The sequence below is a fragment of the Microcystis sp. M049S2 genome (genome assembly GCF_020245625.1).
Classification (GTDB): domain Bacteria; phylum Cyanobacteriota; class Cyanobacteriia; order Cyanobacteriales; family Microcystaceae; genus Microcystis; species Microcystis ichthyoblabe_A.
Map to the genome: position 1 here is coordinate 1 of NZ_JADBUN010000112.1, position 22,450 is coordinate 22,450.

The following is a 22,450-nucleotide window of genomic DNA, read 5'->3' on the forward strand; positions in this document are numbered from 1 at the left end:
ACCCTTATCCTGACTTGATTTCAGTTTTTTCTTTGTCAGTAAGGGTGTCAACAAGGAATATTACAAATTGTTAACCGAGTCTTGAAAGCCTTGTGCCACAAAGGTTTGAAATGTTAAGAAAGATGTGACTAAAGGACAGCCTTATCAAGGGGGGCAGGGGGGATCGAACCTAAAATCCATTTTTAATTTAATTATAACCAGCTACTTAAAATCTGTGATCAAATCTAAATCAGTTATCGACTCTGGTTCAAAAGTAACAGAATAGCTCATTTAAGGTTCTATCCCATATCTTTTATCCACCTCAGCTGCAGGAATAGTCGCTCTTCCTTGTAGTCTTTTTTGTTGGATTTCTAATAACTTTTCTTTAAAAGATTCCTTAACTTGTTTTCCCTCATCTGGATCACCAAAGTATTCATCTAGAGTATCATCTACTGTATTACGGATTAAACTTTGTAACTCTTGGGGAGTCATGTCTTTTATCTGCATATTTGCCCCTATTCAGAAAAGATAATTGACCTATCACTCCCGATTATATCAAGATATCGGGACAACTCCTCTGTAGTTGCCCCTGCCAAGGATAATTTATCCCCGACGACGAAGGGAAGCGGCACCCAACGCACCAACAGCGATTAAACTCACTATACCACTAGGTTCCGGGGTTGATACAGCACCGCCACCAGTAGGAGTAATATCCCCATTAAGAGCCACAAACCCACCCCCGGCAACATTAGCAGAGTTTGTACCATAGAAGATGACATTAGGTTCACTAGCACTCAGTCCATAGAGACGGAACTGCACCGGGCCGGTTTGGGGTGCTAAACTGCTTAGGTCAAAGCTGTAGGTATTAAAGCTATTTGTTAGTCTAACTTGTGTCCCTAAATTATTGGTGAACCCATCAACACTAGAGCGCAAGACTAAATCTATCCGCTTTTGATCCTGCCGCGCATTGAGTTGTAAGTTAGTAAAATCGACTTGAAAACCTGCACCCGGTTGTACGGCAAATTCGACGTATTGGCTGGTATTAACAGTGCCACTTGTATTCCACCCACCATTATCACCACCTAGCTGGAAAGGACTAAAGGGCAGCCGAGCTATCCCGGCGGTGTTTAACCCAGTGCTGGTTATATTCGCACCTACATTATCCGCCGCTTTGGGATAGGATGCCCCAGAAGCGGTAAATTGATTCCAACCAGCTACTATTGCCGCTTGAGCAGGAGCAACCCCAGTTAATCCCATCAGAGTCAAGGGGGTTAAAATTGTCAGTAATTTTTTCATGGATTTGATGACAGTAATAGGACAGAATTATGGTCATATCTAACGCTAGTTTTGCGCCAATATCATGCAACAGAAGCTATCACAAGGGGGGGGGAAGTCAAGGGTTATTTAATCATAATTTTTTATTGATTTTTATATTTAAGATAGTTATGGGTTATATAAATATTTTTGACTGGTTGCAAGGTTATAGCTTGGAATGCAGATAAGCGAGGTTCTACCTCTACTTAGTTTCTTTGACCGAAATGATCACCTTCGCTCCTAGGTTCCCCCGCAATAAATTGACCTGGTGCATCTCACATTTGCAGGAATACCGACAATCAGCAATTATACTAAATCCGTTGAGTATAGGCTACTTATAAAGGAGAGAACCTCATGCAAAAGGGGGAATAAATAATCAGTTTTTAATAACCAGATTTAGTATTAGCTTGTTGGCGAATTTTATCTTTAATATAGTCGGGAATAGGGCCAGGATTCATGCTTCTAATGGTGAAATTAATCCTCTTTTAACCGCTTCATTTAATCCTTGAGACTTCTTTAACAAGTTTATTTGATAAATTTGCATCAATGACCAAAGTTCCCTATTTTCAAAGGTTGATAAATCCCTCTCTTGTTGTTGATTGAGCAACTCGCTTAATCTTTGATCCTGTTCTGATGCCATTTGTAATTGAGTTAATTTGATAATTTCTTCATCTGATAATGAATTTAGGGATGAGATTTTTTCGCCTTGATAATTGGGACTAATAGAAAAAGCGATCGCTTCTACTAATATATCATTAAGATCACGGTTAATTGAATGGGCTAAGGATTGAGCTAGATTAAAAATCTCATCAGGTAGGGTTAAAGTAATTGAAATGGCCATAAGCCTTTTTTATGTGGGGTTATAGAGATATTATGATTATAGCTCAAATTCTTGTTACCCATAGGATAAACTGGTTCAAAAGTAACAAAATAGATCCTTTAAGCTTCTTTTATCAACCTCAGATTTCCAGGCAAGATTTACCGATAACTTAACTCACAGCAAACCCAGTTAACTTACGAGTTTCCAGATCGTAAAAAGCTAAAACTATATCTTCTTTAGAAATACCCTCCCTTAATAATTCCGTAGCGATACCTTCCTCAGTCCAATCCTCCTCAATATAAATCTTCTCATTTTTAATCCTAATATGGACTTGAATATTCCTGATTTTTTTCTTGCCTTCCCAACCCATAAAAAGCCAAAAATACTGATCATGTATATCGTCAAAAACCAGACAACTTTCTTGATCTAAATTAGCAGAACCAGAAACCCATTCGTGATATTCTGTTAATACTTTTTTAATGGCATTGCGATATTTTTCTAGTCTATCCATTGTAAAATTTTCTCCTTTTCCATCTCAACAACCAGCAAAAGTAATTGATTTATTTTCACAACATCCTGAATTGATTCTCGTTGGAAAAAATTTTCATAAATGCTGTCTTTAATGGCTAGATAAATTTGATATTCTGGTTCGGTAAGACTGATTAAATTTCGATATAAAATATATTGTCCTAAAGCTATTTCAAAATCTCTCATAGGTGAGGGACTTAAAAAGCTTTTGATTTCCACAACAATTTTACGTCCATTTCTTTCAGCAGCCAAAGGTTTTTCTGCTGCTAAATCAGCAAATAATTCAGCATCTTTATATTTAATTTTATAAGGATCAGCTAAAATACTCCAACCGTCTTTAATTAAGGCATTTTTCACGGCTTCATGGTAAATATCTTTTGCTGGCATGGTTCTAAAAAAGTAATTTCATTAGTTATATTTAATTTTATTAACAATCCTAAGTCTGATAAAATCGGTGATCAAATTTAAATCAGTTATCGAGTCTGGTTCAAATTTAATTTTTGTTGATTCCCCCCTTAATAAGGGTGCTGATCCCCCCTTCCCCCCTTGATAAGGGTACTGATCCCCCCTTCCCCCCTTGATAAGGGTACTGATCCCCCCTTCCCCCCTTGATAAGGGGGGTGTTGATCGCTGGGAGGATCTGAATTAAAACCCACTTACTTAGGGGAGAATTGTTGATTACTTCCCTCTAGTTTTTTCAGCCCAAACTTTGCTGGGTAATCCCCAAACATAGATGAAACCTTCGGCAGCTTTATGATCAAATTGATCCTCGGCTCCGTAGGTAGCTAAATCGGGAGAATAGATAGAATTGACTGACTGACGACCGACCACTTTAGCGTTACCTTTAAACAGTTTGACTCGCACCGATCCCGTTACCTGTTCTTGGGTTTTGAGGATAAAAGCATCGATCGCTTCCTTTAAGGGACTGTACCACAATCCTTTATAAATTAACTGTCCGTAGGTCTCTTCAATTCCCCGTTTATATTGGGTAACATCTCCAGTTAAAGTCAAACTTTCTAAGTCCCGGTGAGCGTCAATTAAAACTAATAAAGCCGGGGCCTCGTAAATTTCTCGGGATTTAATTCCCACTACCCGGTTTTCGATCATATCTAAACGACCAACACCGTGTTTACCCACTAGGTCATTTAATTGACTAATGAGCGTGACAGGATCGAGATTTTCTCCGTTTAAACTGACGGGAATTCCCTGATTAAAACCAATATCGACGTATTCCGGCTCGTTGGGAGTATCGGCGATCGCTTTGGTCATGAGATAGATTTCTTCCGGGGGTTCCGTCATCGGATCTTCCAAGGGACCGGCTTCAATACTGCGCCCCAACAGGTTACGATCGATACTAAAAGGCGAGGATTTTTTCACGGGAGACTCGATCCCGAATTTTTCCCCGTAGGCGATGGTTTCTTCCCGACTCATGCCCCATTCCCTGGCGGGAGCGAGAACTTTTAAACTAGGATTAAGGGCCATAATGCCCACATCAAAACGCACTTGATCGTTACCTTTGCCGGTGCAACCGTGAGCGACGGCATCGGCCCCGTATTTCTCGGCGGCCTCTACTAATAATTTAGCAATTAAAGGACGAGCCAGGGCGGTAGAAAGGGGATAACGATTTTCGTAGAGAGCATTAGCTTGAATTGAGGGAAAAGCGTATTCTTTGACGAATTCTTCTTGAGCATTGACCACTAAGGATTCGATCGCTCCGCAGCGCAGGGCCTTTTCTTGAATTGGTCCTAATTCGTCTCCCTGTCCTAAATCGGCGGCTAGGGTAATCACTTCTTCTACTCCCCATTCCTGTTTGAGATAGGGAATACAGACGGAAGTATCGACTCCTCCGGAATAAGCTAAAACCACTCTCTTGGCACGTCCCATAATTTTTTCACCTAAAAACGACTAATTGATTACTCTTTTAAGTTTATTATATATCCTGGGGATTGGATGCTTCTTTTTTAATGCTTTTTTGTTTAGTTTTTGATGAAGAAAAGGAATAGGAAGTCACGAGTAGAGAGCCAAAACTAAACGGGCAACCAGCCGCTATTTCCGTTTACTAGCAGGACGACGGGAAGATTTTTTCGGAGCGGTATTTTGGGGATTATCGTTAGTTTTATCTTTAAATATTGGAATAGTAAAATGAAACTGACTGCCGTTATTTTTGCCCCTCGATTCTGCCCAAATTTCGCCGCCCCAACCATTGACGATCTGACGACAGATAGCCAGTCCTAAACCGGTTCCCCCGGCACTGCGTCGCAGGGCCCCCTCCTCTTGGTAAAAGCGATCAAAAACCTGTTCTAAAAGATTGGGTTCGATGCCGCGTCCGGTGTCAGAAATGGTTACTTCTAGAGTTTTTGGTTTTCCCAAAGCGACTTCGATCGAGACATTTCCCTCCCGTCCAGTAAACTTACAGGCATTATCGAGAAGTTTGGAGAGTAATTCCACTAACCACTCGCCATCGGCTAAAACAAAGGGCAGATTAGGGGGGACAAGATTGCTAATTTTTGGGTTTTCGTTGTCGAGATTGCGGGCGTGAACATGACTGATAGCTAATTCCACACATTCCGATAAGGATAAAGCTTCAGGATTCCAATTAACCCGGCCACTTTCTAACCTGGAAAGAGTTAAAAAATCTTGGATTAATTTACGCATTCGTTCCGCATCTTTCAGGGCAGTATCAAGCATAATTTGGCGCATTTCCGCCGGCATATCCGGTTCCGAGGCCAAACTTTCTAGACAGACTTGAATGGTGGACAGGGGGGTGCGTAATTCGTGGCCGGTAATGGCGACTAAATTAGAACGAGTGCGATCGAGGGCGGCTAATTGTTCATTTAAATCCTGTAAATTAGCGTAGGCTTCTGCTTGAATGAGGGCGACTCCGATTTGAGTGGCCACCGCGTCCACAAGAGCGACATCCTCGCTTTTCCAAGTGGTGGTATAGGGTCCACAGTGATGCAGTTCCAACATTCCCAAGAGACGACTTTGGTAAAAAATCGGTACTAATAACCAAGAATAGATGGAACATTCCCGCACCAGATTTTGAATGGAATCGCCGGGGAGACGGGGATCGTGAATAGCGTCTTCAATTTTCAGGGATTCTCTCAATTCCAGCGCTTCCTGAAAAAGAGGATTATTTTTCAGGGGCCATTTTTGTCCTTTGATGGAACTAATGCCAGAGTTTAAAAATTCGTGTTCGATGGTGGCGTTAATGTCGGCTTCCTTACAACGATAGACCACGCAGCGACAGACCCCCAATCCCTCCCCCAATTTCCGCACTGCCACCTGGAGGATATCTTCCGGATCGAGGGAACGACGGATCGCCGCTGTCACCGAGTTGATCAGTCTTTCTTTGTGTTCTTTCGATGCCAGGGAACGATTGGCTTTCAGCAGTTTATACTGTCCCGCTTGCAAATAAGTGACCAATCGCTGGACAAAGGGATCCGGTTCCTCTTGATGATCCCTGTCCGTCAGTTCACAGATCAGGTATTCTTCTTGAGCGCGCCTAATTTTGTCCGCCAGTTCGGGACGATAATCGAGAATATGATTTAAAAGAATTTGGGCGGCCTGTTGACTCACATGGCGATCACTCGTCCAAATCCCCTCAAAACGGCGATTATTATCCATAGCTGCCCTATTTTCCCCTTCGGCTACCAGATGGGTTCGTTCCCGACAGATCAAACAACTAGCATAATGGCGACCGATAACCACTAGATGCCATTCTTGGGCTAAACTGTCATCCGGTTGAAAAGCGATCGTCTCGTAAACGTCGGAACTATGCTTAAAATCGGTTTCTGGGGCGGACAAAACATAAACTTGCCCGCTTTTGTGGGCAATGCGTCGATAGCGATGGGCTTCTTGACGATAAAAGCGCTCACGCTGAAAACTGGCAATCACTAACGGTTGATCGTCTTCCGCTAAAACCTGATCCTCCATGGCGTGGGATAGCGCGGTCAGGGATGCTTTGAAGTACATCTGCGATCGCCATTTGGGGAGTAACTGCAACAGTTCTGTTAAAACAGAAGTTGATCTGCTCATCGATGATCTGTTTCGAGTCGAGTGTGACTAGCAAGCGCAATAGAGGGAACTAGCAATTTCTCCCTTGACCCTATCCTACAGGCTCAAGGGGACAAGAGGTGAGATCGTGATGGCCAGAAATTTAAACCGAGTGATGCCAAAAGTGAGCGAAATTAATCTAGTTAACTAGAGGTTGCTGAATAAATCTAAAAACCTTGTTGGTTAAGACTTTTAGACTTTTGGGAAATCAAAAAGTGCCAGCCATTGGTAGGGATCGAGGGAAAAATTTAGGGACTTTTTCCCTGAAAATTAGGTAATTTATCAGATGAAAAGGGGTACAACCCTACACCCTAAACCCCACACCCTGCCACCACGAGAAACTTTTTGCCGCAAACCCTAACTAGATGTAGGCGACTTTCATTGCCCAAAGAATCAGAGCAATAATACTACCGATAACGATAATGGACGATATCGCCACTACTGCCGGTTTATCGGCTCCCTCGAATTTCATAATGCCACGATTTAAGTCTGACATTGCCCTTAACTCCTTTTCATGAGATGGATGTGGAAAGTATGAGACACTTTAGGATCATAAATTAGCTAACTCTCATCTATCCGTGTTATTAGAAATTGGTATCATTCGGCTGTCTTTAATCATTCTAGGCGTTCTTTTCGCCCTTGGCCTTCTCCTTGAGGCTATTTTAAGAATTGTCTTCGGGTTCGGTAATCCGCTTATTTACGAAGCCGATGCCGAAATTGGCTATCTTTTGGCTCCTAATCAACAAACGCGCCGGTTTTCCAATTTTATCGCCGTTAATCAGTATTCGATGCGGAGCGATCCGATTACACCCCAACGGCCTCCAGAGACGACGAGAATCATGTTAATCGGTGATTCGATCGCTAATGGCTCCTGGTGGACAGATCAAAAAGAGACCATTTCTGCTTTAATCACCAAAAATTTAGGACAGAATCTGACGGATTCGGTGCAAGTTCTCAATGCTTCGGCTAATTCTTGGGGACCGCGCAATCAATTGGCCTATCTGCGACGTTTCGGCACCTTTGAATCTCAGGTGATTGTGTTATTAATGAACACCGATGATCTGTTCGCTTTAGCTCCTAGTTCGGCGGTGGTGGGACGAGAAATTAATTATCCCGCTCGCCGGCCAGCTTTAGCTTTAATCGAGTTGTACGATCGATATTTTAAGCGTTATCCTGGCCTACCACCGGTGCAAGAAGGGGGCGATCGAGTGGGTAATAATTTAACCGCTCTTGCCCAAATTCAAGCCCTTGCTCAGGCTAATCAAGCCCGTTTAATTATCGCTATTACTCCCCTCATTCGCGAAGCTCAAAAACAGGGACGAGATTATGAATTAAAAGCCCGTCAAAGACTAGCGGATTTCACCAGCAACCAGCAGATTTTTTATCTAGATTTTCTGCCCATTTTTCAAGCTCATCCTAATCCTGATTCCCTCTATATCGATAATATTCATCTCAGCCGAGACGGTAACGATTTAATCAGTCAAAAACTGACCGAGGCAATCAAAAAAGTCTTTTAATTAGGGTTTACTGAATCAGTTATCAGTTATCAGTTCACTGTTTACTGTTTACTGTTTACTGAAAATACGCCCCACTCCCCAATTCATAATTCATAATTCATAATTCATAATTCCCTAACAACCATACCAAAGCTTTTCTATCTGTTTTGCTAAGGCCAATAACTCAGAGCGATCGCTTGTATCCCTTAAGAGGGTGACATGGCCTAATTTTCGACCGGGACGGGATTTTTTACCATACCAAAAAAGGTGAGCGCCGGGGATTGCCGCTAAAACTGCTCTTTTTTCGGCATAATCACCGTCACTATCCTCAAAACCCAATAGATTCACCATAACTGCCCCGGCAGATTTTAAGTCCGTGGCTCCGAGGGGCAAATTAGCCACTGCTTGCAGTTGTAGGGCAAATTGGGAGGTAAGACAGGCAGAGAGGCTGTAGTGACCCGAATTATGGGTACGGGGAGCGATTTCATTAATCAATACCTCTCCCTGGGGAGTGACAAATAACTCGATCCCGAAAACACCCACCGTCGACAAACTACTTAACAGATGATGGGCGATAGGTTCGGTTTGAGCCTGTAAAGATTGGTTAAGAGCGGCGGGAGCGATTACCCAGTGACAGACTTGCTCCTCTTGATAGGTTTCCACCACGGGATAGGTGACGATTTCCCCAGTTAATCCCCTAGCGGCAACGATGGCTAATTCGCGCTCGTAGGGAATATAAGCTTCTAACATCAAGTCAAGACGCTCTAATTGCGGCTTTTTGGCGTTTAATTCTTCAGGAGTGCGGATAATAAAGGTTCCTTGACCATCATAACCGTGTCGTCGCGCTTTCAGCACTAGCGGAAAAGGATAATTTTCTAATTGGGACAAATTATCTATCGCCCAAAAATCAGGCACAGGCAACCCTAGGGAGCGCAAATAACATCTTTGCTCGTATTTATCCAATAGGGGGCGCAGATTTGCCAAACTAGGATAGAATTGCACTCCTGTGGCCGCTAATTCTTCTAGGGCATCTAAATTAACAAACTCATTTTCAAAAGTGATCAGATCACAATGTTGAGCTAGTTTTTTTGTGCCTTCCGCGTCAGCTATTTCCGCGAAGACAACCCCGTCAGCTAGAGCAACGGCGGGATCGTCGGGGTGTGGTGTTTGTACAATCAGAGAAATGCCTAATTTCTTGGCTTCCTGTGCCATCATCCATGCTAATTGTCCACCACCAATAACACCAACCCGGGTTTGCATCATTGATCACATCCTAAAGATTCCGGGGTAGAGACGCCGGTTTTTGAGTTGACACCCTCGGCTCTTTCACAGAGATTTTTGATTTGTTGAGCGTCAAGCACGGCAAAACTAAAATCAGCACCGTTGATATTTACTCCCTCGAAAATGGTGCGCAGCATAATTGCCTCGGCAAAAATGGCATCGCTTAAATCGGAATTTTTAAAGGTACTCAGATAGGCTAACCCATTGGTTAAGTCCGCTCCATGAAAGTTGCCTTCGATGATAGAGGCTCCGTTAAACACTGCCCCGCGCAAATCGGCAGAGCTAAAGTTAGAATCTTGCAGATTAACGTTAGTAAATTGGGCAGATTGCAAATTTTGTCCCGAAAAATCCTTTCCTGTCAGATTCTGGTTTTCATAACTGGCATTAGCTCCTGTGACAGCAGCAGAACTGGCAGCTAAGGCATTGACAGGAGATAGGATAAATAGTGAGGCAAAAAAAGCGATCGCTAATCGAAAGATAGTCTTCATTGGCGGCAAATTCCATCAGTGGGCATTCTTGATTTTATAGCAGTAAGTCATCCGCCGTCAGCTTTTCGCCGGCCGCCAGAAATTGCTGGCACACAAACCTTTATAATAGCTGTCTAAGCTTATACTGCCATGCAATTGGGTCTAAACAAAAATATTTAAGCCACAGGCCCTCAGCTTTCAGCTAAATAAGGTAAAAGACAAAAGTTAATTACTTTTCTCTCTCCTGACTCCTATTTCTAAGGACAATTTTTGATTTATACAAGAGGTTTGATGGATACACCGCAACTTTTATTCAATGGTTTAGCCGTCGGCAGTATTATTGCTCTGGCTGCTGTCGGTTTAACCCTTACCTGTGGCATTTTGCGTCTGTCTAATTTTGCCCACGGCGATTTTATGACTTTGGGTGCTTACATAACTTGGCTGGTAAATGCTCAAGGAGTTAATCTCTGGTTAGCGATGCCGGTGGGGGCAGCGGTGACAGCTATTGCCATGCTCATTGCCGAGAGATTATTATGGAAACCCATGCGCGATCGACGGGCTGATTCTACCACTTTAATTATTATTTCGATCGGTTTGGCTTTATTTCTTCGCAATGGTATTTTAATGATCTGGGGCGGCAGTAATCAACGCTACGATCTGCCTGTGATGACCGCTACAGAAATTTTGGGGATTAAAGTAGCTTTTGATCGCTTGTTAGTCATTGGTTTGGCAATTATAGTTATTATTGCCCTCCATTTTTTATTACAAAAAACTAAGATCGGCAAGGCAATGCGTGCCGTAGCTGACAGCAACGATTTAGCTAGAGTAACTGGAATTAACGTCGAATGGGTTGTTTTCTGGACATGGATAATCACGGGAGTTTTAACTGCTTTAGCCGGAGGGATGTTCGGGTTAATTACCGGGGGAGTGCGTCCCAACATGGGCTGGTTTTTAATCTTACCAATGTTTGCGGCCGTTATTTTGGGTGGTATTGGTAATCCCTACGGAGCGATTGCTGGGGCTTTAATTATTGGTGTTGCTCAAGAAATTAGTGTTCCCTTAATTGGTTCTGATTATAAATTAGCCGTGGCTTTATTAATTATGATCTTGCTGTTATTATTCCGTCCCCAAGGTTTATTTAAAGGCACGGTTTAACAGTTATCAGTTATCAGTTATCAGTTATCAGATGTAAGTTTTAAGTTATTTATCTTCATCTTTATCCCTGTTTACTGTTTACTGGACGGCTACGCCGTGCCTTTGGCAACACTGAAAAGCCCAATCTTTAATCCTGAATATATTCTTCCCCGGTGATTAAAGCGTATTCAGCGCGGGTGAATTCTCGACCTAAATAAGCAGCATGATCGAACATAGTAATCGGACAAGGTTGGGTTTCTTCGATCACTTTGACGGCTAATTCTTTGGCAGTCCTGGCGGTGTAAATAGTCTCAGGATTGCGATCAAGTTTTTGCCTAACACCGATAACTTTTCCCGTTTCTGGATCGACGGCTAAACCTTTTTCGTTGATAATATTGCTGTAATGTTTGGCACAGATTAACCCTGCTTCTCGGTCGAGATAAATAATAAAATATCCTGCGGGATCGAGAGCGATCGGGCGTTTGGAAAGTTGATGATCAATAGCCGTGATTTGGGATTTTAATTCGCTCATTTTCTTGACAAAATAACTTAAATATGTAGATGAAAGCAAGAGCAAATTATATCACATACCATCATCCTTTTTCTAGAGCATTTTGTAGATATAAGCCTTATTTTCTGTTAACAAATCTGACCTACTGAGCAATAATACTAAATCCTGTTTAAAAAGTATAGGAGAGTGGGGAGGGCCGGAGCAGGGAGAAAAAATCCATAACTTCAGAGTTAATCGGACTATTAAAAACGGATTTGGTATCATACCAGCTGCCATGTGGGGGCGCAAAGCTCGCGCCCCTAATCTCAGGTCGAAAAATAACAGACTGATAGCTGAGAGCTTAACCCTATAAATTTTCTTCCACCAAAGCCTCGACCCGTCCTGTTTTGACTGCATCTACCAAAGCGGCGTGATCTCGTTCTGTCTGATCGGCATAAGCGATCGCAAATTCGCCCAGGGCTAGATCGAACTGATCTCCTTTCCCCAAATAACCGCTAATGGTGGCCGCGTCTCCAGATTTGGCGTGGGCGCGGGCCAAGGTCCAGCCACAGAACTCGGCGTAGCGTTGCAGTTGGACGGCCGATACTCCTTCAATGGGTAGAGAAAACTTCATATCCCGCAGTTGCCGTAAATAGAAGTTGTTGCCCCCTCTTCCCCGGGTCCAGCCTAAAAATATGTCGCTAGAGGATTGCATCAATCTCTGGCCTGTAACTACCCGTTGTCCCTGATTTTCATACTGGCTCTTGGCGGTATAGGGTTCGAGAACCGAAGGGCAAGCCTCCTTAACTTGTAGGATGAGGGGATGGTTATCTTCCGAGAACAATAGGGCGATATAACATCTGGTGCCGACACTGCCAATGCCCACCACTTTCAGGGCAAAGTCCTCTAACTGGTAGCGATCGAACAGGACCCGGCGTTCCTCCGGCAGGGATTGGCGATAATCTTCCAGACCCTCGCGCACGAGAGTCTCCCAATCCGGTTCGTTGACATGGTAGAGAATAGGCGGCTGATCGACAAAGCGATTGCGCCCCCCGCTTTGGGTGACGATCTTGGGGTAGAGATGTTCGATGATGCGCTCGCGGGCCTTTGTCATCATCTGTTCCCGTATCTTGCGTGTCTTTTCGTCGGGAGCCATCTCGATCGCCTGTTCTGCTCCTATGCGCGTGTACCACACCTCTAAGGGACTGAGGCGAGAATATTCCCGCAGGTGTTCCCGATAGGAACGAGCGCAATCGATCGCCGCTGCCTTCGATTCTCGATCAGATAGATCGCTATCCCTGCCGGCGATGACAAAGCTGACCACCAGACGCTTGAGATCCCATTCCCAAGGTGCGGGCAGGGTTTCGTCGAAATCGTTAATATCGAAGACTAAATTGCGTTCGGGGGTGCCAAAAAATCCGAAGTTCAACAGGTGGCAATCCCCGCAGGCCTGCACGATAATGTCCGTTTTGGGAGTGGTGGCCAGATCGTAGGCCATCAAGGCAGCGGAACCGCGCAGGAAGGTAAAGGGACTCCGCAACATTCGTCCGTAGCGGATGGGAATCAATTCCTGTAATCGCCCCCGATTTGATGCTTCGATGATTTCGATCGGCTCTCGACCAGCTGCGGGGGGTTGCCAGATAGCGTGGCTAGAACGCGGCAATCGCTCCCGCAGGGATTTACCGATCTGGATGCGTTCTTCCCGTGAACGGAATCGAGCTTGAGAAGGTGAGCGGATCGGGGTTTCTATTTGGTGGTTCATAGCGACTTTTTCCCCTGAATGAGATTACATCCCTTGCTGTTAGATGACTAAATGAATACAAGCAATAGGAAATAGATAAGTCAATAGTGATGGTTCCCCTTCTGGGATAACTTTCTAACATTTCCCCCTTTAGAGATAGCTTCTGATGCTCGGTTCAACAATTAATCTTCACTCGTTTCTTATCTGGGGAAGATCAATCTCATCGATGATAGATTTTTTCTGAAATGGCTATCTCTTAAATTTGCTTAACTTTTAGCCCAATGGCAGCTCTACTGTTCCGATTATATCTTGCTCAAAAATTGCTGGCGGGATAATCTTAACAAAATTTTATCTAATGGTCAGCCTTCGGCTAGGGGCTAAAATCTCACTCTTTTGTCGGGAAAAGGGGGAACTATTCCGGGTTAAAGGTGAAAATTTTCCCCTTGTCCCAGTTCTGTAGGAAGTTTTCTGTTTATTTTTTTGGGTAATGATTTGGTAGTATTAGTTTAAGTCTGTCAACCGAGAATTTACCCCTAGATTGTCTAGGAATGAGCGGTGAAAGTGTCAATATTGAGGCTCGGATGATTGGGGTGAGTTACGATGATGAAACGCCTCGATCGCTTTCTCTAGGGTTGGATAAATACGTTCGATTGAGATCGTCTCGGATAGATATCCTTTTTTTAATTGCTGATCTAAATCTTGCTTCACCCGTGCCATGGCGAAAGTAACCATCGTCATATCTTCTCCTGTCATCGAAAATGTCCCGAAAATCTCGCCACCCGCTCAACTGCCGGTAGGAATAATTTTTCGCTGGTTTAACCCAGTTTTTTCTAGAACCGAGAAATTTATTCGCCAAGATATTAGTGAAACCAAATTAAATTGTATTCAGTAAGGATTAGGGGAAATTCTGTTAGAGAAGCAACCCTCTGGGGGGGGTTAACTTCTTAAACAATTCATCTACTTTGACTTGTAACGCGCCTAGGGTGATGGGAGCGTCAATTGATAAATATTCTCTAATTTCTTAAGCCATAATTAAAACTCAATAACTTTAACCAGAGGCGGGGATTGTCTTTTTCTAGCCAGCTTTGGGAGTTTTTTAACCATTGAGGAAACCAGGAACCAAAAAGCAGATTTTTGACTCCATCAAGGCTAAAATCGAGATAGGAACCCAACCAACGTATTAAATCCTTACTGCCGGCCATTTCTGCTATCCATAACAGTAAAGTGGGGTTTTTTCTGGCCGCTTTAATTGCTAAACGGCTAAAGGTCAACCAATCGGTTTTATCCTTAATAAAGGTTTCAGAAACCTCCGGCGGTTCGTCGGCCAATAAACCGAAAAATGTGTTTAACATGGCGTTAATTCTTTGGGGTGGTAAAGTTTTTCCCGTGGGAACCATCATTCCTTTAGAAAATAACCAAGTTACTGCCACATTACTTTGATAAGCCCGCACATTTTCTAGGTCTTTAGCTGTTAGTAAATCGTGTTTTAATGCCGTATCCAAAAGATGGGTTAAGCGCTCTAAATTACGCACCAAAGAACCGAAACCAGTAAAAATTAAGGGTGATTGCAGGGAGGCGGCATCACCGATGGCTAAAATGCGATTAAAGGAGACAATTCGATCTTTTTTTCCTGTGCTAAAATGCCCCGGTATATAACCAAAGGTGGGTTTTTTCCAAGTTAATTTTTCTGGATCACACTGTCGATATTCGGGCAGAATAGTAAAGAAATCTTCGTACATTTCCAACAGAGAACCGGGGTTATCGGGATGGACTTGATGATAGTGAAATAGATAGAAAGTTAATTCTTTTCCTTCCCCCGGAAATAATTCCCAAATTAGTTGTCTGCCTTTAGAAATATCGCCATGGGAATTTAAGACATCGCCATAGTGAGAATCCCACACCACCGGATCGAATCCTTCTACTACTGCCCCCACTGTCGGACAGACACTATCAAAGGCACGCACTCCGTTTAATTGCCAAGCAATGGGGGAGGCAGAACCCATGGCATCAATCAATAAACGGCCTTTTATTTGTTGAATTTCTCCACCATGATTAAGGTTGACAGTAACACTATTGGCGGTAATATCAGCCTTGATAAATTCCGTTTGATCGAGAATTTTACCGCCATGATCCTGTATTTTTTTAGCGCAGGATTGCAGCAATTTATCAGAATTAATGGCGATATTTAAAACCGTGGGAGTATGGAGAATTTTGGCTTTCAGATGGGGGGGATTATTGCCATCAAAAAACTTATTAAAGCCATCGATGTATTCTTGGAAGATTAATTCCTCGAATTCTTCGTCCGTAAATAGACCTAAATTAATTAAACTTTGAAACTCCGATCGAGAGATATTCCATTCCCGATTCATCCGTCCGAAAGGTAGTCTTTCTACTAAGAGGACTCGATAACCTAATTTGGCCATCTGTGCCGCATGAATTGCCCCCAAGGCACCACCAATATAAATTAAGTCGTAGGTGATGGGATGATCATTTTCCTCACTGCTAGAGAAAATTACTGGCTGCGGTTGTTGGGGATTTTTGGCACTGTCGCGCCAACGTTTTTCCCACCAGTACAAACGTTCTAAATCTGCCTCCCCTTGGGGCATTTTGCGGAAGTAGTGAACCGTTAGGGGATAGTCCGCTTCTAAATCTGTAAAAATTGAGTGATTTTTTTGATCGATATTTGGTATCGTGTTATACTGCGGCGGGAAACGCTTTTGTAAAGCTCGATCGATCTGCCGAGTTAGGGATGTTTCTTGATTATGCGATCGCTCACCCCAGCGGAAAACTTTTAAATAAGTAGTCCGTTGCAGCGTCCAGACAAAAATCGATAATTCGATCGCCTCCGATAAGCGCAATCTCACCCCGTTAGGTGTATTTGTCTTAACACCATTTGCGGGTTGCCAATCGGATTGTAACCACTGACAAACGGCGATCGAGTCAGGAGTCGGAATTTCTCTGTAAAGTATTTCTTTCATCTTGATTTAGCTGTTAAACCCAAAAATCGTCTGATTACGCTAGACTACACAAAAAGTTTTCTGAAAAAAGTTTAAAAAACTTTACATACCCAGATTAATACACAGCCTACCCCATCTGATTATGAATTATCCCATCCCGACTACCCCCGAAGAAATTGCCGCCCTCCGACAGCGTCCCGTCGATGAGGAGATGATCGCTGCCGTGATTGCGGGAATTATTAGAATGGCCCGCGCTCAGGGTCAATCTCTCGATGATCTGACTGAAGAAATTCTCGCAGAAGACCAGGTTTTAGATCAAGTGCAACGACGTTGGTTAAGTCAGCTTTTGACTAATGCTTGGCAAAATTTAGCTGAATGGGTGTAATTGGGCGATGGAATGGCTAACAATCACTCTCGCTAGTGTTTTGACCCTGTTAACTCCCGCAGGGGCAATTATTGATACGGTTTTAGCTCATACCCTTCGCTCCCAAGTCCAAAAAGTGGAACAATTAGCCGTGAGGGTCGATAATACTCCCAATTATCAGGCTCTGCAAGGCAAAATCGATCGAGTTCGCATTTCTGCACGGGGAATTTATCCCCTTGCTGGTGTTCGCATTGAGAAGATCGAGCTAGAAACTGAGCCAATTAGCCTCGATTTGCGGCAATTACAGCAAAAAAACAGCAGTTTAGCCGCCGCCTTGCGCCGACCAGCTGCGGGGGCATTGCATCTTGTCCTCACGGAAACTAATGTTAATCAAGCTTTACAATCGCCAGCGGTCAAAGAACAAATTCAGACCCTGATTAATAATCTGATTCCCTCTAGGGACGAATTTGGTGGCACAAAATATCAACTTAGTCAAGCAAATTTTAATTTTCTTAATAATAATCGAGTTGCTCTCAGACTGCAGCTGGAGACCCAAAGACCGGACGAACCGGCAGCCAGCCTTGATATTAGCTTAGAAGTGGGATTTAAGCTAGTGCAGGGGCGAAAAATCGAGCTTATTGACCCCACAGCCACTCTTAATGGTCGTCGCATCTCCTCGCGCCTTCTCAAGGGGTTTGCCGAGGGTATATCCACCCAGTTAGATTTAAAAAACTTCGAGAAACAAGGAATTATCGCCCGCCTTCTCCAATTGCAGATCGACGATGATAAGCTGAGTATAGCCGCCTTTGGCAGAATTGAACCTCGATCGGGGAACCCCAATTAAATTTAACGGTCAGAAAACAGGAGATCGGAAGTGGGAATTATGAATTATGAATTATGAATTATGAAGTGGGGTGGTGGGGAAGTAGGGAGACCACTTCGTGCGCGTTGCGGGGGGAGAATAAAAGCGTTCGACTGATAACTGATAACTGATAACTGATAACTGATAACTGATAACTGATAACTGATAACTGATAACTGATAACTGATAACTGATAACTGATAACTGATAACTGATAACTGAATTATGCCTAGTTCTCGCTCTAGTGATAAAATCTCTTTACCTTGGATGATTGGTATTGGCCTCGCTTTATTTACTGCTGGTGGGTCCACTGCTTGGTTTGCCGTCCATCACCTATCTTCCTCCCAGAAAACTAGCGAAAACCCGATTGAATCTCCTACTCCGGCGCCGATAAGTCAATCACCAATTGTTGAACCGGTTTCTCCGAATCCGGTGAAGACAAGTCCGACAGCAACTCCTGCAGCTATTCCTATTAGGGAAACTCGACAGGTTTATTGGTTAAAAGTGACCGATACGGGTAATCAATTAGTCAGCAAAGAAATTACCGTTCAAAAAGCTGATAGCCGCGAGGAAGAGTTAACAGCAGTATTGAAGATTCTATTAGCCGGTCCAAGTAATCCTCAGGATATGACTACTATTCCTTCCGGGACTAAATTACTGGATTTAAAAGTAGATAAAACGGGAATTAAGGTTAATCTCTCGCGCGAGTTTGGTAATGATGATGGCCCTGATATGTTAATCGGTCGTTTGGCACAAATCATCTATACTACTACTACCGAGGATCCCAATGCCAAAGTCTGGATTCAAGTGGAAGGAAAACCCCTAGAATTATTAGGAGAAGGCCACGGTATTGAAGTTGCCCAACCGATGACTCGTAAGTTTTTTGAGGAGAATTATCAATTGTAAGTTGTCCGCGCATTTAAATTGTTTGTTGCGATAGCGAATTGAGGTTAACTAGGGGGATTACTGGGGGGATAGGGAAAAAGAATTGGATAGGGAATTTTAATTCCTTCTTGCTGATAGCGTCGGTGTAGGAGTTTAATAAATTCGTGTTTAATGGTGAGATGTTGAAAAAACTCTTCTTCTACCACCTTGAGATAAACTGTTAGCACAATGCTATAGTAATCGAATTTGCGGTAAAGGATCAAGGGTTTATAGTTACCGAGGTGAGGTTGCAATAACTGGGTGATTTCTTGTATAACTTCTAGGGTAACTTTTTCGACTTTTTCTAAGTCACTATCGTAACTAATGCCCACTTCCACGGGAACCAGTAGGGAGTGATCTGGTAAACTATAGTTACGGAAACTAGAAGAAATGATCTGAGCATTGGGAATAACCAAAAGATTATTGGTAATTTCTTCGACTACTGTGCATCTTAAATCCACATCTCGCACATAACCAGCTTCTCCCGTTCTCAGTTCAATATAATCTCCCGGTCTAACTTTTTTAGAAGTGATAATATTAATACCTGACATTAAATTAGCTAGGGTATTTTGGAGAGCTAAACCGAGGGAAACACCCCCAATACCAAAGGCAGTAAGCATCGGAGTTATCGAAATGCCAATCGAGCTTAAAATCAGCAAAAAACCGCAGCTAAAAATCAGAACTTTGGCGAGAAATTCAAATAGGGAAGTTAGGGAAGAAATGCCATCATCTCCCGTGGTATAAAATCGTAATATTTCCACGGATAATTGGGCAATAACCCAAGTAGCTGAAGCTAAAAAAGCCACTAGCAGCAATTTTTTGCTCAGGAGAATCAGGTAAGGAAAGAGGGGAAGATTGGGAAGGGAGAGGGCAATATTTAAACCCAAAAGTCCGAACCAAAGTATGCTTAATCCACGAAGGGAACGTAAAACCCCTTCCGAGAAACGCAGGTTTTTTTCTCTGGCAATCGATAAAAGTTGACTGACAACGCGCTTTTCTACGAGCCATCCCAACAGCAGGAAACTGAGGACGATGGTGATAGGTAGGATAATATAGGGCCAATCTTCCAGTCTGGTTAATAGGTTCATTGCTAGAGGGTTAGAAAAAGATGCACTTTTGTCTTATATTATTCTCCATTTGCCTATCTCTAGCAGCGGCGGTGGAATTTTGGGGCAAAAAGTTGCAAAATGTAAAGAGAAACTCACCTTTCCTTCGGCGGCCTTCGTGAATAGTCAGTTAGTCAAACCAAAATTCGGGCTTTATCGATTCTTAATGGTTATAATCGTGGTTTTGTTGCTGATTAGCACCTTTTTAATCGCTTTTCATCTGGCTAAGATGTCGGATCCCTACATTAAGGAGGTGTTATCCCGACAAGGTAATGTCAGTCGCGGTTACGAAATCTTTCAAATTAACTGTGCTGCTTGTCACGGTCAGTTTGCTGATGGCATCGTCGGACCAAGTTTAGAGGAGGTTTCCCATCGCAAATCGAGAATTAGTCTGATTGAACAGGTAATTAGTGGTAAAACTCCGCCAATGCCCAAATTTCAGCCCGATCCTCAAGCTATGGCCGATTTATTGGTTTATTTAGAAAATCTTTCAAAAAAATGACTCTTGGCTGACGTTGATGGTAAGCTAGGATGCTTTGAAACTGGGTAGAGAGTGGGAAGTGGGGGAAGTGGGGGAATGGGGGAATGGGGGAATGGGGAATTTCAACTAAAACCCTAACACCCCAAAACCCTAACACCCTAAAACCCCCCGCAAAGCGCACGCAGTGACCACCCCAAAACCCAACCCCTTACCGATTGATAAATTTTACTTATATAGAAAAATTTTGCTTCTATTTGGGTACGCTAGTAGAGACACTTAACGATAAATACTTATGTCTTGGCATTCCCAAGTTGAACCAGCAATTATCCAAGGGGATTTCTGGCAAGTTAGCCAGTTTTACGAAGAACTGATAGAAAGAGAACCCCTAGAAATTAGTCATTATTGGTATTTAGGATTAGCCTATCTTTTAGAAGCTAGGGAAGAAGAAGCACAAACCACATGGTTATTCGTCCTCAGTCAAGGGGATGAACAGGAGGTGATGCTGTGGACAGCAGATTTAGTCAATATTTTGGATGGGGAAGCGCGAAGACAGTTAGAGTTAGGCAATTTAGAAACCAGTTGGTTAATTCGAGGACATATTCGCGAGATTAGTCCCGATAATATTGATAATTTACTGCGGTTTATTTTATTGGCAATTAATTTGAATTATTTCGAGAAAGAGCAGTTAAAAGCTTGGTTATTTGTCGATGTGTTAAAAATCAATGATTTCCAGAGTCTAGAGTTAAGTTTATTAGCAGAAGTTTTAGAAAAATTTCTCGATTCTCAGATACCAGAAACCGTCCCCTACTTAGAGGCAATATTTCAATCTAACTGTCAGCGACAAACTTTCATCAAAGTAGTAGAAACTAAATTACCTTCTCTAGCCATACCATTGGCTATTGATATTATTAATACTTGTTTAGCAGTAGAACCAGAGCAAATTTATCTGTTAGCTGAACTTTATCAATGTTATTTTGATAATCGAGATTTTCCCGCTGCTATCCAAGTAGCTAGTCAATTAAAAACAAGTTGTCAAGGGTTGCCTTCTCAAGCTGTCGCTGATTTTATTGCTCTTTATGTCAAATTATTTAGTGGTAATTGGGTCGATATTAAGGCAGATATTGAAGAATATGCAGAATCTTTGCAAAAAAGTATCGCTAACCGAGAATGTCCAAGATTATTGGATAAACCATACCTAACAATTTTATCCCCTCTAGTTTACCTAGAAGATAACCCAAGAAAAAACCGTTATATTAGTAATTGTGTAGGTCAACTTTTTCAGGAATATGTTCGCAATAATTCTAACTGTAATTATCAGCAAAAATCGACTATTAAGGATACCAATAAAGTTCTGAAAATTGGCTATATTGCCCATACTTTATATAATCATTCTATTGGATTAATCTCTAGATGGTTAATGAAGTATCATGACTATAATGAGTTTCACGTCTCGTTATACCTAGTATCTCAAAAAGAAGATTTCATCACTGAAAATTGTTTTAAAAATCAGGTAAATGCTTGCTATAATTTACAGATTGCTCCTCAAATAATTGCTGAAAAAATTAGTCAAGATAATATTGATGTTTTGGTAGATTTAGACAGCATCACTAATAACGCAACTTGCCAAGTCATGGCACTAAAACCCGCACCAATACAAGTGACTTGGTTAGGTTTTGATGCGTCAGGAATCCCCGCAATTGATTACTATCTCGCTGATAATTACGTTTTACCAGCAGATGCACAGGAATATTACCGAGAAAAAATTTGGCGCTTACCTAATTCCTATATTTGTGTGGATGGTGTCGAGGTTGCTTACCCCTCTCTCCGAAGAGATGATTTAGGGATTCCAGAGGATGCAATTAATTACTTAACCGTACAAACGGGGATTAAACGTAACCCTGAAACTATTCGACTTCAGCTACAAGTTTTAAAGGCAGTTCCTAATAGTTATTTGAGTATTCAAGGGTTAAGTGATGCTAAATCAGTGGAAAAATTATTTTTCAAAGTTGCCGAGGAAGAAGGAATTAATTATGAGAGATTAAAAATCTTACCCCTCCTCTATCCCACAGGAATTTATCGAGCAAATTTAAGGATAGCTGATGTGGTTTTAGATACCTATCCTTTTACGGGAGGAATGACAACTTTAGATGTGCTGTGGATGGGGATTCCTTTAGTTACAAAAGTTGGTCAACAATGGTCATCGAGAAATAGTTATACTTTAATGGTTAATGCGGGAATTAGTGAGGGTATTGCTTGGAGTGATGAGGAGTATATCGATTGGGGAATTAAGTTAGGTAAGGATGAACAGTTGAGACGCAAAGTTATCGCTAAATTAGATGAATCTAGAAAAAATTCACCGATTTGGAATGCACGTCAGTTTACTAAAAATGTGGAAAATGCCTATCGTCAAATGTGGCAAATCTATTGTGAAAGTTAATTAAGGAGAATTA

The 22,450-nt window shown here is 42.5% G+C and carries 23 protein-coding genes; 8 read left to right on the forward strand and 15 right to left on the reverse strand.

From position 1 onward, the window contains the following. Window positions 1-270: 270 nt before the first annotated feature. The 8 genes from IM496_RS09380 to IM496_RS09415 all read right to left on the reverse strand — a co-directional run bounded on the left by IM496_RS09380 (window position 271) and on the right by IM496_RS09415 (window position 7,193). On the reverse strand, window positions 271-486 hold the full coding sequence (locus tag IM496_RS09380; RefSeq protein WP_002760368.1) for a hypothetical protein: 216 nt from the start codon (window positions 484-486) through the stop codon (window positions 271-273). A 96-nt stretch (window positions 487-582) separates the two neighbouring features. Further along, window positions 583-1,275 (reverse strand): PEP-CTERM sorting domain-containing protein, encoded by a 693-nt coding sequence (locus IM496_RS09385; RefSeq protein WP_194014336.1) that lies wholly within the window; start codon window positions 1,273-1,275, stop codon window positions 583-585. Window positions 1,276-1,747: 472 nt separating this feature from the next. After that, complete coding sequence (locus tag IM496_RS09390; RefSeq protein ID WP_045359286.1) at window positions 1,748-2,134, reverse strand: hypothetical protein; 387 nt, start codon at window positions 2,132-2,134, stop codon at window positions 1,748-1,750. Between the two features lie 148 nt (window positions 2,135-2,282). Beyond that, window positions 2,283-2,624, reverse strand: a complete 342-nt coding sequence (locus IM496_RS09395; RefSeq protein WP_194014334.1) for a XisI protein — start codon at window positions 2,622-2,624, stop codon at window positions 2,283-2,285. After that, window positions 2,612-3,028, reverse strand: a complete 417-nt coding sequence (locus IM496_RS09400) for a XisH family protein (RefSeq protein ID WP_194014333.1) — start codon at window positions 3,026-3,028, stop codon at window positions 2,612-2,614. The genes IM496_RS09395 and IM496_RS09400 overlap by 13 nt, the downstream gene beginning before the upstream one ends. Before the next feature lie 291 nt (window positions 3,029-3,319). Next, entirely contained in the window at window positions 3,320-4,525 is a 1,206-nt protein-coding gene (locus IM496_RS09405) for an argininosuccinate synthase (protein WP_194015274.1), read from the reverse strand. 162 nt (window positions 4,526-4,687) lie between these two features. Next, complete coding sequence (locus tag IM496_RS09410; RefSeq protein ID WP_194015276.1) at window positions 4,688-6,679, reverse strand: DICT sensory domain-containing protein; 1,992 nt, start codon at window positions 6,677-6,679, stop codon at window positions 4,688-4,690. Between the two features lie 379 nt (window positions 6,680-7,058). Then, window positions 7,059-7,193: a hypothetical protein gene (locus IM496_RS09415; protein WP_002736350.1), complete on the reverse strand. Its 135-nt coding sequence runs from the start codon at window positions 7,191-7,193 to the stop codon at window positions 7,059-7,061. Window positions 7,194-7,275: 82 nt separating this feature from the next. Between IM496_RS09415 and IM496_RS09420 the strand changes: the two genes are divergently transcribed. Then, complete coding sequence (locus IM496_RS09420; protein WP_287661803.1) at window positions 7,276-8,214, forward strand: SGNH/GDSL hydrolase family protein; 939 nt, start codon at window positions 7,276-7,278, stop codon at window positions 8,212-8,214. A gap of 114 nt (window positions 8,215-8,328) precedes the next feature. Here IM496_RS09420 and IM496_RS09425 read toward each other — a convergent pair whose 3' ends face one another. Further along, complete coding sequence (locus IM496_RS09425) at window positions 8,329-9,456, reverse strand: 5-(carboxyamino)imidazole ribonucleotide synthase (protein ID WP_287661804.1); 1,128 nt, start codon at window positions 9,454-9,456, stop codon at window positions 8,329-8,331. Beyond that, entirely contained in the window at window positions 9,453-9,962 is a 510-nt protein-coding gene (locus IM496_RS09430; protein ID WP_104396853.1) for a pentapeptide repeat-containing protein, read from the reverse strand. The genes IM496_RS09425 and IM496_RS09430 overlap by 4 nt, the downstream gene beginning before the upstream one ends. 270 nt (window positions 9,963-10,232) lie before the next feature. Here IM496_RS09430 and IM496_RS09435 point away from each other — a divergent pair, with 270 nt between their 5' ends. Further along, window positions 10,233-11,096: a branched-chain amino acid ABC transporter permease gene (locus IM496_RS09435; RefSeq protein WP_287661805.1), complete on the forward strand. Its 864-nt coding sequence runs from the start codon at window positions 10,233-10,235 to the stop codon at window positions 11,094-11,096. A 127-nt stretch (window positions 11,097-11,223) separates the two neighbouring features. On the opposite strand, the gene IM496_RS09440 is transcribed toward IM496_RS09435, so the two are convergent. From IM496_RS09440 to IM496_RS09450, 3 genes are all read right to left on the reverse strand, one after another. Next, entirely contained in the window at window positions 11,224-11,607 is a 384-nt protein-coding gene (locus IM496_RS09440) for a DUF4346 domain-containing protein (RefSeq protein WP_002747361.1), read from the reverse strand. Window positions 11,608-11,932: 325 nt separating this feature from the next. Further along, complete coding sequence (locus tag IM496_RS09445) at window positions 11,933-13,327, reverse strand: DUF2252 domain-containing protein (RefSeq protein ID WP_287661806.1); 1,395 nt, start codon at window positions 13,325-13,327, stop codon at window positions 11,933-11,935. A gap of 543 nt (window positions 13,328-13,870) precedes the next feature. Beyond that, window positions 13,871-14,038 (reverse strand): sulfate transporter, encoded by a 168-nt coding sequence (locus IM496_RS09450; protein ID WP_228009587.1) that lies wholly within the window; start codon window positions 14,036-14,038, stop codon window positions 13,871-13,873. Here IM496_RS09450 and IM496_RS09455 point away from each other — a divergent pair. Then, window positions 14,022-14,198 (forward strand): hypothetical protein, encoded by a 177-nt coding sequence (locus IM496_RS09455; protein WP_194015286.1) that lies wholly within the window; start codon window positions 14,022-14,024, stop codon window positions 14,196-14,198. The two genes, IM496_RS09450 and IM496_RS09455, sit on opposite strands and share 17 nt — an antisense overlap. A 121-nt stretch (window positions 14,199-14,319) precedes the next feature. Here IM496_RS09455 and IM496_RS09460 read toward each other — a convergent pair whose 3' ends face one another. Beyond that, complete coding sequence (locus IM496_RS09460) at window positions 14,320-16,284, reverse strand: FAD-dependent monooxygenase family protein (RefSeq protein WP_194015288.1); 1,965 nt, start codon at window positions 16,282-16,284, stop codon at window positions 14,320-14,322. Window positions 16,285-16,405: 121 nt separating this feature from the next. Between IM496_RS09460 and IM496_RS09465 the strand changes: the two genes are divergently transcribed. The 3 genes from IM496_RS09465 (at window position 16,406) to IM496_RS09475 (ending at window position 18,395) form a co-directional block, all read left to right on the forward strand. Beyond that, window positions 16,406-16,648: a hypothetical protein gene (locus IM496_RS09465; RefSeq protein WP_104396856.1), complete on the forward strand. Its 243-nt coding sequence runs from the start codon at window positions 16,406-16,408 to the stop codon at window positions 16,646-16,648. 7 nt (window positions 16,649-16,655) lie between these two features. Then, on the forward strand, window positions 16,656-17,471 hold the full coding sequence (locus IM496_RS09470) for an LmeA family phospholipid-binding protein (RefSeq protein WP_194015290.1): 816 nt from the start codon (window positions 16,656-16,658) through the stop codon (window positions 17,469-17,471). A 243-nt stretch (window positions 17,472-17,714) separates the two neighbouring features. Then, window positions 17,715-18,395 carry a GerMN domain-containing protein gene (locus IM496_RS09475; RefSeq protein ID WP_104396859.1) on the forward strand — a complete coding sequence of 227 codons (681 nt, stop codon included), beginning with the start codon at window positions 17,715-17,717 and terminating at the stop codon, window positions 18,393-18,395. Between the two features lie 44 nt (window positions 18,396-18,439). Here IM496_RS09475 and IM496_RS09480 read toward each other — a convergent pair whose 3' ends face one another. Continuing rightward, entirely contained in the window at window positions 18,440-19,501 is a 1,062-nt protein-coding gene (locus IM496_RS09480) for a mechanosensitive ion channel family protein (RefSeq protein WP_002782514.1), read from the reverse strand. A gap of 28 nt (window positions 19,502-19,529) precedes the next feature. Between IM496_RS09480 and IM496_RS09485 the strand changes: the two genes are divergently transcribed. Next, entirely contained in the window at window positions 19,530-20,021 is a 492-nt protein-coding gene (locus IM496_RS09485) for a c-type cytochrome (RefSeq protein WP_104396860.1), read from the forward strand. 271 nt (window positions 20,022-20,292) lie between these two features. Then, window positions 20,293-22,437: an O-linked N-acetylglucosamine transferase, SPINDLY family protein gene (locus IM496_RS09490; RefSeq protein WP_287661807.1), complete on the forward strand. Its 2,145-nt coding sequence runs from the start codon at window positions 20,293-20,295 to the stop codon at window positions 22,435-22,437. Window positions 22,438-22,450 lie beyond the last annotated feature (13 nt).

Coding starts and splice junctions, on each gene's coding strand:
- IM496_RS09380 (WP_002760368.1), bottom strand. CDS start 486: ATGCAGATAAAAGACATGACTCCCCAAGAGTTACAAAGTTTAATCCGT.
- IM496_RS09385 (WP_194014336.1), bottom strand. CDS start 1,275: ATGAAAAAATTACTGACAATTTTAACCCCCTTGACTCTGATGGGATTA.
- IM496_RS09390 (WP_045359286.1), bottom strand. CDS start 2,134: ATGGCCATTTCAATTACTTTAACCCTACCTGATGAGATTTTTAATCTA.
- IM496_RS09395 (WP_194014334.1), bottom strand. CDS start 2,624: ATGGATAGACTAGAAAAATATCGCAATGCCATTAAAAAAGTATTAACA.
- IM496_RS09400 (WP_194014333.1), bottom strand. CDS start 3,028: ATGCCAGCAAAAGATATTTACCATGAAGCCGTGAAAAATGCCTTAATT.
- IM496_RS09405 (WP_194015274.1), bottom strand. CDS start 4,525: ATGGGACGTGCCAAGAGAGTGGTTTTAGCTTATTCCGGAGGAGTCGAT.
- IM496_RS09410 (WP_194015276.1), bottom strand. CDS start 6,679: ATGAGCAGATCAACTTCTGTTTTAACAGAACTGTTGCAGTTACTCCCC.
- IM496_RS09415 (WP_002736350.1), bottom strand. CDS start 7,193: ATGTCAGACTTAAATCGTGGCATTATGAAATTCGAGGGAGCCGATAAA.
- IM496_RS09425 (WP_287661804.1), bottom strand. CDS start 9,456: ATGATGCAAACCCGGGTTGGTGTTATTGGTGGTGGACAATTAGCATGG.
- IM496_RS09430 (WP_104396853.1), bottom strand. CDS start 9,962: ATGAAGACTATCTTTCGATTAGCGATCGCTTTTTTTGCCTCACTATTT.
- IM496_RS09435 (WP_287661805.1), top strand. CDS start 10,233: ATGGATACACCGCAACTTTTATTCAATGGTTTAGCCGTCGGCAGTATT.
- IM496_RS09440 (WP_002747361.1), bottom strand. CDS start 11,607: ATGAGCGAATTAAAATCCCAAATCACGGCTATTGATCATCAACTTTCC.
- IM496_RS09445 (WP_287661806.1), bottom strand. CDS start 13,327: ATGAACCACCAAATAGAAACCCCGATCCGCTCACCTTCTCAAGCTCGA.
- IM496_RS09455 (WP_194015286.1), top strand. CDS start 14,022: ATGGCGAAAGTAACCATCGTCATATCTTCTCCTGTCATCGAAAATGTC.
- IM496_RS09450 (WP_228009587.1), bottom strand. CDS start 14,038: ATGGTTACTTTCGCCATGGCACGGGTGAAGCAAGATTTAGATCAGCAA.
- IM496_RS09460 (WP_194015288.1), bottom strand. CDS start 16,284: ATGAAAGAAATACTTTACAGAGAAATTCCGACTCCTGACTCGATCGCC.
- IM496_RS09465 (WP_104396856.1), top strand. CDS start 16,406: ATGAATTATCCCATCCCGACTACCCCCGAAGAAATTGCCGCCCTCCGA.
- IM496_RS09470 (WP_194015290.1), top strand. CDS start 16,656: ATGGAATGGCTAACAATCACTCTCGCTAGTGTTTTGACCCTGTTAACT.
- IM496_RS09475 (WP_104396859.1), top strand. CDS start 17,715: ATGCCTAGTTCTCGCTCTAGTGATAAAATCTCTTTACCTTGGATGATT.
- IM496_RS09480 (WP_002782514.1), bottom strand. CDS start 19,501: ATGAACCTATTAACCAGACTGGAAGATTGGCCCTATATTATCCTACCT.
- IM496_RS09490 (WP_287661807.1), top strand. CDS start 20,293: ATGTCTTGGCATTCCCAAGTTGAACCAGCAATTATCCAAGGGGATTTC.